The sequence below is a fragment of the Streptomyces sp. NPDC006265 genome (assembly GCF_040613555.1).
In the GTDB taxonomy this organism is placed as follows: Bacteria; Actinomycetota; Actinomycetes; order Streptomycetales; family Streptomycetaceae; genus Streptomyces.
Window position 1 is genome coordinate 1 of sequence record NZ_JBEXSH010000249.1, and the last position, 10,506, is coordinate 10,506.

The 10,506-nt window shown below is 72.0% G+C and carries 8 protein-coding genes; 3 read left to right on the top strand and 5 right to left on the bottom strand.

The genetic code is table 11. From position 1 onward, the window contains the following. Positions 1-265 precede the first annotated feature (265 nt). The 3 genes from ABZ281_RS20865 to ABZ281_RS20875 all read right to left on the bottom strand — a co-directional run bounded on the left by ABZ281_RS20865 (position 266) and on the right by ABZ281_RS20875 (position 6,292). On the bottom strand, positions 266-1,381 hold the full coding sequence (locus ABZ281_RS20865; RefSeq protein ID WP_356657508.1) for an ADP-ribosylglycohydrolase family protein: 1,116 nt from the start codon (positions 1,379-1,381) through the stop codon (positions 266-268). 90 nt (positions 1,382-1,471) lie between these two features. After that, entirely contained in the window at positions 1,472-3,352 is a 1,881-nt protein-coding gene (locus tag ABZ281_RS20870; RefSeq protein WP_356657510.1) for an MFS transporter, read from the bottom strand. A gap of 159 nt (positions 3,353-3,511) precedes the next feature. Next, complete coding sequence (locus ABZ281_RS20875) at positions 3,512-6,292, bottom strand: D-alanyl-D-alanine carboxypeptidase (protein WP_356657512.1); 2,781 nt, start codon at positions 6,290-6,292, stop codon at positions 3,512-3,514. A gap of 236 nt (positions 6,293-6,528) precedes the next feature. Here ABZ281_RS20875 and ABZ281_RS20880 point away from each other — a divergent pair, with 236 nt between their 5' ends. The 3 genes from ABZ281_RS20880 to ABZ281_RS20890 all read left to right on the top strand — a co-directional run bounded on the left by ABZ281_RS20880 (position 6,529) and on the right by ABZ281_RS20890 (position 8,781). Then, positions 6,529-7,284: a GPP34 family phosphoprotein gene (locus ABZ281_RS20880; RefSeq protein ID WP_356657514.1), complete on the top strand. Its 756-nt coding sequence runs from the start codon at positions 6,529-6,531 to the stop codon at positions 7,282-7,284. A 250-nt stretch (positions 7,285-7,534) separates the two neighbouring features. Continuing rightward, positions 7,535-8,392 (top strand): helix-turn-helix transcriptional regulator, encoded by an 858-nt coding sequence (locus tag ABZ281_RS20885; RefSeq protein WP_031103363.1) that lies wholly within the window; start codon positions 7,535-7,537, stop codon positions 8,390-8,392. A gap of 197 nt (positions 8,393-8,589) precedes the next feature. Further along, entirely contained in the window at positions 8,590-8,781 is a 192-nt protein-coding gene (locus tag ABZ281_RS20890) for a DUF397 domain-containing protein (protein ID WP_356657516.1), read from the top strand. Positions 8,782-8,886: 105 nt separating this feature from the next. On the opposite strand, the gene ABZ281_RS20895 is transcribed toward ABZ281_RS20890, so the two are convergent. Beyond that, positions 8,887-9,771, bottom strand: a complete 885-nt coding sequence (locus tag ABZ281_RS20895; RefSeq protein WP_356657518.1) for a MerR family transcriptional regulator — start codon at positions 9,769-9,771, stop codon at positions 8,887-8,889. A 70-nt stretch (positions 9,772-9,841) separates the two neighbouring features. Next, positions 9,842-10,345 carry a glutathione peroxidase gene (locus tag ABZ281_RS20900; protein WP_356657520.1) on the bottom strand — a complete coding sequence of 168 codons (504 nt, stop codon included), beginning with the start codon at positions 10,343-10,345 and terminating at the stop codon, positions 9,842-9,844. Positions 10,346-10,506 lie beyond the last annotated feature (161 nt).

The following is a 10,506-nucleotide window of genomic DNA, read 5'->3' on the forward strand; positions in this document are numbered from 1 at the left end:
GCCGGGAGTGGCCGCCCGGCGGCATGCGGTGCCCGGCGCCCCGGCTCCGGGGCCGTCGGGCAGCGGTGAGCCCGGCAGCCCGATGAGCCGTCCGGCGCCGCCGCCCGAGTGCTGTGTGACCGGTGCCGCGGACCGCGGCGCGACCCGCCCGAGAGGCCGACGACCGGGGTCGGCCGGCCCGTCTCCGGCTCGTGAGCGGCACAGCCCGCACCGCGCTGCGGACCAGGTGCCGGGTGGCCGCCCGGCGGCATGACGAGGGGGCCGTTCAGGCCCTCGGGTAGCGGGCGAGCCAGCCGGGGGAGGAACCGGCCGGGCCGTGCAGGGCCGGGCCCTGGGTCATCTCCATGGCGAAGTCGTCGGCGAGTTCCAGGATGGTGGGACGGCCCTCCAGCTCCGCCAGCCAGGCCGGCGGCAGGGCGGTCTCCCCGTGCAGCGCGCCGAGCAGGCCGCCGGTCAGGGCGCCGGTGGTGGCGGACGGGCCGTCGTGGTTCACCGCGAGGCACAGCCCGTGCCGGACGTCCGCCGCGACCAGCGCGCAGTACACGGCGGCGGCCACGAGCCCTTCCGCCGTACCCGCCCCGCTCAGCTCGGCCACGCGCTCCGGCCCCGGCATGCCCTGCCGCACGGCGCCCAGCGCATGCTGCAGCGCCTCCGTCACCGGCTGGTGACCCGGCCGGGCGGCCAGCAGTCCGAAGGCCCGCTGCACGGCGGCGTCGAGGCTCTCGCCCAGCGCCAGCGCATGCACGATCACGGCGTACGCACCCGCCGCGAGAGAGGCCGTGGGATGGCCGTGGGTCTGCGCGGCGCACTCGACGGCGAGCTGGACGACCAGCTGCGGCTCCCAGCCCACGAGCAGCCCGAAGGGGGCCGACCGGGCGGCGGCCTCGGCCCCGGCCTCCCCGGGGTTCTTGGGCGCCTCCGGGGTCCCCATGGTCTCGTCGCCGAGCCCCAGCAGCAGGGCCCGGCTGGGGTCCCGCCGCGCGTACAACCACTCCTCCCGCGCCAGCCACCCGTCTTCCTTGCGGCGCTCGTCGGGCCCCCAGTCGTGCTGCGTGGCGGCCCAGCGCAGATACGCCCGGTGCAGGTCGGTCGGCGGATGCCAGGCACCGGTGTCCCGCCTGACCTGGGCCCGGATCAGCCCGTCGACGGAGAACAAAGTGAGCTGGGTGAGGTGCGTGACCGCGCCGCGTCTGCCGTAGGCGGGGGCCAGGTCCACCAGGCCCTCCGCCCCGTGCGCCTCCCGAACGGCGTCGACGGTCAGCCCGTCGACCGGCGTGCCCAGCGCGTCCCCCACGGCCACGCCGAGCAGGGTGCCGCGCACCCGGCTGCGGAAGTCCTGCTGCTCTGTACGGCCCCAGACGGCGCCGGCAGTCGCACCCACCTAGACCTCCCCGGGCACCGTCCATACGTACGACAGCTCAGCACTGTAATCGAACGGGAACCTGGGGTTCAGAGGGTGCGACGGACCGGTTCAGCGCAGCTCCTCCGGGCACGGCGTCCCCCGGGGGAGCTGGTACGGCGCCGCCAGGCGGTAGGTGCCGGCCTTCGGGGCCAGCAGCTCCGTCCACTTGTCGCCCTGGGCGTCCTCCTCCGTCTCCGCCAGGCAGCCGTTGACGTTCACATAGGTCTTCGGCTCACCCTCGGGACGTTTCCTGGACTCCTCCGTCTCCTGCGGCGGCTTCAGGCTCTTGCCCTCCGCGTCGACGATGCTCAGCCAGGGCGAGTACGGGATACGGACCAGGACCCGGCCCGCCTTCTTCACCTGGAGGGTCATCTCGCCCTGCTCGGCCCGGTCGACCACGGCGTTCGGCTCGGCCAGCTGGGTCGGCGCGGTCACCCTGAACAGCTGCCAGGTGTCGTTTCCCCAGATCTGGGTCAGATACGGCAGCCCGCGCCGCACCAGCGCCCGCTCCCGCTGACCCCCGTCACCGTCCGGCTCGCCCTTCGGCAGCACCACGTAGTGCACGGCCCAGCGCTTCAGCCACTCGTGGTAGTTCGCCGAGTTGAGGGTGTCGTCGTAGAAGAGGGGGTTGCGCTCCATGTCGGCCTGGCGGTTCCAGCCGCGGGCCAGATTGACGTAGGGGGCGAGCGCGGAGGCCTCGCGGTGGGAGCGGGCGGGGACGACCTCGACCCGGCCCTTCTCGGCGCCGACCTCCTGCAACTCGTTGACGAGCGGCGCGACCTCGCGCGACCAGGACGCCGCCGGGGCCGTGTGCACGATGTCGTCGACCGTCTTGAAGCCGATCCACACACCGAAACCGCAGAGCGCCACCACGACCGCGTACCACCTGCGGCTGCGCGGCACCGTGAACGGCAGCGCGGAGACCAGCGCGACCCCGGCGAACAGCATCGCCAGCCGCGTGATGTTCGAACCGATCTGGGAGCTGATCAGCCACACCAGCACGACCCCGAGGCCGTACACCGCGGCCGTGAGCCGGACCGTCCTCCAGTCCTGTGGCACCAGCATGTAGGCGAGGACGGAGAACGCCAGCGGCAGCAGCACCGAGCCGAACACCATCGGCTGCGTGCCCGAGAACGGGAACAGCCACGCCGACGCCGCCACCACCGCGCTCGGCGCCAGACCCAGCGCCCACGCGCCCGGCCGCCGCTTCTGCAGGAACAGCGCCACCGCCACCAGACCCACGAACAGGCCCGCGACCGGGGACGCCATGGTGGCCAGCGCGGCCAGCGGCGCCGCGCTCAGGGCCTTCGCCCAGCGCTTGTACCGCCACCGGTACGGCCAGCAGAACACGACGGCGACCGCGCCGAGCGCGAACATCATGCCAAGACCGAACGTCACCCGCCCGGACACCGCGTTGCAGAACAGCCCGAACACGCCCGCCAGCGACGCCCACAGGGGGTTGAGCACGGAGCGGCTGCGCAGGAGGAGCAGGGTCAGCAGACCGGCGGAGACCGTCCCCGCGATCATCATCGTCGTCCGCACGCCGAGCACCGACATCAGGTACGGCGACACCACGCTGTACGACACCGGGTGCATCCCGCCGTACCAGGCGAGGTTGTACGCCGAGTCCGGGTGCCGCCCGACGAACTCGGCCCACGCGTCCTGCGCGGCCAGATCGCCACCGCTGTTCGCGAACGTGAAGAACCAGAGGATGTGCAGCGCCGCGGCCACGCCCGTGACGGACAGGACCGGATGCCGCAGCATGCGCTCGCGCAGCGCCAGGACGGGGGCGGGCCACTCGAACCGCGAGCCGCCGTCCTCGTGTGCGCCGCCCTCAGGTGCGCCGCTCCCGGGCGCGGTGTCTTCCGGTGCTTCGGGCAGCCGTATTCGCGGGCCTGGTACCGAGCCCGGTTCGGCGTCGTCTGCGCGTGTCGGCTCCGCAGTGGCCACTCGAAGGCACTCCCCGTGTCCCGTCTTCTGTTCTCGGCTTCCGCTGCCGCGCGGCCGCGAGCGGTGACCTGTCCCGGTTCGGGACGCTAGCACGCACCCCGCCTGGCAGCGCCCGGACGGGCCGTTACCGGCGGAGTGCGATGGTGCGGTCGCCCCGGCTCAGCCGAGGCGCGTGAGCTTGGCCGCGAAGCCCGGCTCCGCCAGGTCCTTCTGGAGGGCGACCGGGACCTTCACGGCGCTGGTCGTTCCGTCACCGACGGTGAGCGTGCCCACCTTGGTGCCGGCCTCGGCCGTGTGCGGCAGGTCGTCACCGGCGAACGTCAGCTTGACGGACAGGCCCGCCCAGCCGACGGCCGTGACGTCCTCGGTGACGGCGACCGGCGTACGGCCGCCGAGACCGTCGTCCGCGTACCCGACGACGTCGCCCTTCTTCAGGATCGTCGCCGACTCCAGCGCGCCCTGCGCGGCCCGGATCAGCTTGTCGCCCTCGTGCAGCGCGGCGCCCAGGATCGTGTTGTCCGGGCCGCCGGCGGGCTGGCGCACGACCGCGCCGATGATCCGGTGGATCTCGCCGTTCACGTCCTTCTTGGCCGCGAAGACGAGGTTGCCGAGTGCCGAGGTGGTGGTGCCGGTCTTGATGCCGGTGACGTCGTTGTAACCGACCAGGCGGTTCCAGTTGTCGTGCTTCCTGCCCTTGTAGTCGACGTACGACATCATCGCCGCGACCTCGCGGAACGCCGGCTGCTGCATGGCGGCCTTGGCGAGCTTCACCTGGTCCACGGCCGTGGAGACGGTCGTGTTGTTCAGGCCCGACGGGTCGGTGTACGTCGTGTTCTTCATGCCGAGGTCCAGGGCCGCCTGGTTCATCTTCCGCACGAACGCCTTCTCGGACCCCGCGTCCCAGCGGGCGAGCAGCCGCGCCACGTTGTTCGCGGACGCGATCAGGATGCTCTCCAGGGCCTCCCGCTCGGTGATCCTGTCGCCCTTGGTGACGTCGACGGTGGACTCCTGGCCGGCGTCGGACTGGTCCTCCGCGGCCTGGTCGATCGGGATCTTCGGGCCGTCCTCACCGCTCTTGAGCGGGTGGTCGCGCAGGATGACGTAGGCCGTCATGACCTTGGCGACGCTCGCGATCGGGACGGGCTTCTGCTCGCCGGAGGACCCGAACGTGCCGATGCCCTGGACGTCCAGCGCGGCCTGGCCGTCGGCGGGCCAGGGGATGTCGACCTTGCCGCCGTCGAACGTGTAGCTGTCCTCGGCGGTCAGTTCGAGGGTGGGTGCGGGGAGCGGGCGCACGCTCTGCACGACCGCGAAGACGACGACCAGCAGCAGCACCAGCGGCGTCCAGATCTTCACCCGCCGGGCCGCCGTCCGCAGCGGGGTCTCCGGGGGCGGCGGGGTGTTCGTCAGCTCGGCCAGCAGATCCAGCGGCGGCTTGGGCGGCAGCGGCTGCTGTGTGGTCCGCTCGGGGCCGACGGTGGGGACGGACGCGGTGGCTTCGGCCGGGGCGACGGGCTTCTTCGCCGCCGGGTCGTCCAGGGGCTTGAGCGCGACGAACTTGCTGGTCCGCTCGGCGTCCTTCTCCGGAGCGTCCTTCTTCGGAGCGTCCTTGGTCCCGCCCCCGATCTTCAGCATGGTGGTGGGCTGATCGACCGGCGGCCGCAGGGCCTTGAAGACGGCGGTGGGCTGGTCGACGGGGGGTTCGGCGGGGGCGTCGTCGCCGGTCGAGCCGTCCGACTTGTTCGACTCGTCCGACGTGGAGGTGCTGCCGGTGGCTCCGCCGGGCTTCGACGTCTTGTCGCTGCCGGGCTTGTCCTCGGCGTCGCCTCCGCTCCGGGCCTTGCCTTCGGCGTCGTCGGAGTCGGCGGTGGTCGTGGGTGCGTTTTCGGGTGCGGCCTTGGGGTCGGCGTCCTTGGGCGCGGTCTTGGCGTCGCTGGAGACTCGCGGGTCCGCGGGCTTGGGGGCCTCGTCGCCGGTCTTGTCGTCGGTCTCGGCCCCGGCGGTGCTGCCGTCCGTGGCGGAACGGTCCGCCTCGGGCTCGTCTGCCTCGCTCACGGCGTCCTGGGCCACCGCGTCGCGCTCGGCCTCACGGCGGTCCGTGGCGTCGGCGTCGTCCGCGTCCTCGGCCGCAGGGCCCTTATCGCCGTCTCCGTCGCTCTCGGCGGACCGGTCCGCGTCCTCGGTGTCCGAGCGGGGCTTCGACACCCCGGCGGCCTTCCCGGCCTCCTCGCCGTCCGTGTCGGCCTCGGTGGGCTCGCCCGTGCGCTCGGCGGCCTCTCGGCCGTCCTCGGCGTCGCCCTTCGCGGCGGCAGGCTCCTCGCCCCCGTCCGCCGAAGCGACCCACGCGGCGACGGCATCCCGCAGCCGCCCGTCGCTGCCCTCGGCGTCGGAAGGCTCCCCGTCGGCCCCGGACGCCCCGGACTCCTCGGAGGACCCGGAAGCACCCTCCCCGGCGTCAGCCGCCGCGTCCTCGGTGCTCGAGTCGTCCTCGGTCCCTTCGGCGTCCGAGTCGCTCGGACCCCGCTCGGCGGACTCGTCCGCGTCCTCGGCGTCCGAGCCGCTCCCGGCCCGCCCGGCGTCAGCCGCCGCGTCCTCGGTGCCCGAGTCGCTCTCGGTCTCCTCGGCGTCCGCAGCCCGCCCGGTGTCGCCCGCGGCGCTCACCGTGTCCGAGTCGCCCTCGTCCCGGCCCGCGTCGTCCTCCGGCTCCGAGTCGCCCGTGGCGCGCCCGGTGTTCTTCGGGTCCTGGGCCGTCCGTGTGGACAGCACGCGCGTCGCCGTGTCGGCACCGCCTCGTGCCGAGGACTTCTCCGGGTCCCGGGCTACCGCGAGCCGCGGGTCGGCGGCTTCGCTCCTGGCCTCCGGAACCGGACTCGCGCTCCCCGACGTCCTTCGTGCCGACGACTCGCGCTGCTTCGACCTGTCGGGGGACTCGCCCGCCACCGATGCCTCCTCCTCGCGCCGCTGATCCCCGCGTGCGCGTACCGAACCGTGAACCGCCGCCCGTGACACCGCTCCGGCGCTGTCCGAACCATGTACCAGTGTCCTGTGTGCGGGCCAAACCCATCCGGTAGACGAGAACGACATACCTACTGGTTCCACTACGAACCGGTCACGCACCCTCGACAGACCAATGTGAGAGGGGTCACCCTGTCTTTCATCCACGCGGGGAGGCATGGATGGGCAGGAGCCGCAGAACACTTCCGGAGGAGCTTCTGCTGCTGGCGTTGGACCCGACCACGGGTACCACCGCGCAGCCGCAGTCGCTCGACCTCGGTCTGGCCGGAGCGCAGCTAGTGGAGCTGGCGCTGGCCGGACGGATAGCCCCAGACGGGGATCGTATCGCCGTGGTGGCCCCACGGCCGACTGGAGATCCAACTTTGGACTGCGCGTTGGAGCTGCTGCGAAGGCGTGGCGCTCCCGTACGTGCGGTGAACTGGATTGGCGGGCCGCGTCTCGGGCTGCGCCAGACCTACCTCTCGCATCTGGAGCGGTGCGGCATGGTGCATGCCGTGGCGGGCCAGATGTGCGGGGTGCTGCCGACGACTCGCTACCAGGCGACGGACACCGAGATCAGCCGGGAGATCAAGGCCCGGCTGGACTCCGCGATCCGCACCGGCGTCCCGCCGGACCCGCGGACCGCGGCACTCGCCGCCCTCGCCCACGCGGTCGGCCTCGGCAAGCACCTGTACCCGGGCAACGAGGGACGCTCCTCTCGCTCTCGGCTCAGGGACCTGATCAGGCACGACCCCATGGGCGGTCTCGTCGCGCACGCGGTGATGGACGTCCAGAACGGCGTCGCGGCCCAGCCGCGCCGCAACCCGGCACCGTCCGGCCGTCAGGCCGCCGGCGGCACCAGGCCCGCAGCGGAGCCCGCCCGAGGCGTTCCGATGCAACCGCACCACGGAACCATGGCGCGCGTCGCGGCCCACTGAGCCGCGCCGCACCAGCTCGAACTTCGCCCGGCCCACGCACCTCTGTACCCTCGAACCCGGTCACGGGAGCCGCTGTCCGAGCGGGGCGGAGAGAGCACACACTCTCTCCGCCCCGCTCGGCGTGCCGTACCCGAACTGGCGTGTACCCGTCGCATATCCACCGTTTCCCAGCGGTAGTAAGCACCTTGGTGGCAGTCTGCTCAACAGCAGATACGCAAAGTAGAGGCACGCAGCCGGAGGTGCACGTCCCGTGGCGTCCAATGTCAATCCCACCGTCAGGCGGCGCCGGCTGGGCCAGGAGCTGCGCAGGCTCCGTGAGCTCAAGGGCATGACGGCCGAAGAGGTGGCCGAGCGGCTGCTGGTGTCGCAGTCGAAGATCAGCCGGCTGGAGAACGGGCGGCGCAGCATCAGCCAGCGCGACGTCCGCGACCTGTGCGGGGTCTACGAGGTCGAGGACCAGCGCATCGTCGACTCGCTGATGCAGATGGCCAAGGACTCCCGGCAGCAGGGCTGGTGGCACGCCTTCGGGGACATCCCCTACAGCGTCTACATCGGCCTGGAGACGGACGCCGAGTCGCTGCGGGTCTACGAACCCCAGATCATCACCGGCCTGTTGCAGACCCGTGCGTACGCCGAGGCCATCATCCGCGGCGGTTCGCCCGAGGCGTCGGACGCGGACAACGACAAGAGGGTCGAGGTCCGGCTGCGCCGCCAGGGCCGGATCACCGCCGACACCGAACCGCTGCGGCTGTGGGTGGTCCTGGACGAGGCGTCCCTGCACCGGATCGTCGGCAGCCGGCCGGTGATGCGCGAGCAGCTGGAGCACCTCATCGAGATGTCGCAGCTGCCCCACATCACCGTGCAGGTCCTGCCGTTCGAGGTGGGCGCGCACGCGGGCATCAACGGCCAGTACTCGATCCTGGAGTTCGCCGACGCGGCCGACTCGAGCGTGGTCTACATCGAGGGCGTCACCAGCGACCTGTACCTGGAGAAGCCGCTCGACGTGCAGAAGTACACGGTGATGTACGAGCACCTGCGCGCCCAGTCGCTCAACGTGGACCAGTCCCGGCAGCTCATCGAGAACGTCGCGAAGGAGTACGCGCGTTGAGCCGCCTCCGGAGGATGACCTTCCGTCGGGCAAAGCGCGGGATGCTACACCCCTGACACGCCTGACTGGAAGTCTCCTCTGGAATATGCCATCCAGTCGAGTGAATGGCTGCTCCGAACGAGGATGTTGGCGAGTAGCGTCGATCACGCCAACCACCAGCACGGGTTGGCGTAAACGCAACTGGCAACGGAGCGAACATGGCAATTCGTCTGGGCACCACGGAATCGTGGACGACGTCCTCCTACACCAACAACAACGGCGCGTGCGTGATGGTCAGGTCGACCGTCGACGAGGCCCTGGAGCTCGGGGACACCAAGATCCCCGAGGGCCCCAAGCTGGCGTTTCCCGCCAACGCATGGAACGCCTTCGTGGCCTCGGTCAAGGCCTGACTCCGGATCGACAGCGCCACAAGCACCACCGACAGAGCCCTCTCGACCAGCATCGCCGTCCTTGCCGAGAGGGCTCCGCTTGTGCCCGGAGATCCCTGAGGGAGCTCAGCTCACCGGGAACGCCACGTCACACGCCGGGTCCCCGGGCCCCGTCGTCGCCCAGTCCGCGAAGTAGAGCTCCCGGCAGGGGCCCGTCGCCGCCAGCCCCCGCGCCGCCATCCACTCCTCCACCGCCTCGAACGCGGCAAGGATCTGCGGGTGTGCCACCTGCGCCTTGGTGATCCTGGTGTACGCCAGCCGCCGGGCCGGCTCCACCCGTACCGCCGTCTCCCACGCCCGCCCCTGACGCTCCGTCCACGCCCGGGCCGCCGCCTCGTCGGCCACCGGCACACACGCCTCCGCGGGGCCGTCGCTCTCCATCGACACCTCCGCGTGATAGGCGACGTACGGCACCCCGGCCACACCACCGCACTCCCGGGCCGCCTCCTCCAGCCGTCCCAGCGCCGCCCCGATCCACGCCGGCAGCTCGTCCGCCAGCGTGTGCCGCTTCTCGGAGATCACCACCTGCGCAGGTGTCTCCACCGTCTCGACCGCGAACTTCCCGTACATCTCGGAGCTCCTCCCCGACAGCCGTCCACGGAGGTACTCGGCGAGCGTCCGCTGCCCCGCCACCCGCGTCTCGACGTCCGCCCAGTACGCACCGAGCGACTCGGCCGCCCCGGCCCCGTCGCCCGCCTCGACCACCTCGGCGATCCGGGCGAGCGGCATGTCCAGCTGCCGCAGCATCGCCACGAGCCGGGCCCGTTCGACCTGGCCCGCGCGGTAGTAGCGGTAGCCGGTCGCCTCGTCGACGTGCGCCGGCGCGAGCAGACCGAGCCGGTCGTACAGCCGCAGGGCCTTCGCCGACAGGCGGGCACGCGCGGCGAACGCCCCGATGGTGAGCAGCTCCAGGTTCCGTTCCGGTCCGTCCACCACGGCATCCTCCGTCATCGGGCGGCTCTTCCGCCCGATGACGAGGACGCTCGGCCCTGCCCCAGGGGCAAGGTCAAGCAGCGGGACGTCAGGCCAGCTGGGCCTCGATCGCCGCCACGACCTCCTCCGCGTCCGGCTCGGTCTGCGGCGAGAAGCGGGCGACGACCCGCCCGTCGCGGCCGATGAGGAACTTCTCGAAGTTCCAGCGGATGTCCCCGCTGTGCCCCTCCGCGTCGGCGAAGCCGGTCAGGCGCTCGTACAGCGGGTGCCGGCCCTCGCCGTTCACCTCGGCCTTCTCGGTCATCGGAAACGTCACGCCGTACGTGGCCGAGCAGAAGTCGGCGATCTCGTCGGCGCTGCCGGGCTCCTGCCCGAGGAACTGGTTGCAGGGCACGCCGAGGACGCTGAAGCCGCGCCCGGCGTACTGCTCGTGGAGCTTCTCGAGGCCCGTGTACTGCGGGGTCAGGCCGCACTTGGAGGCGACGTTCACCACGAGCACCGCCTTGCCCGCGTACTGGGACAGGTCGGCCGGACCGCCCTGCAGCGCACCGATCTCGACATCGAGGGGAGAGGAACCGTTGGTAGTCGTCATGCCTCAGACCCTAGTGCCGCGACAGGCAACGTTCGCCCCGTCACGACGCCCGGCACGCTCCCCCAAGCTCTCGACTCCGCTCGAGCAGGGGGCACCCCCACTCGCCGCACCGGCCGAAACCCCGAGTACGTCCAGTACGAGGGCTTCCGGCCGGCACGCCG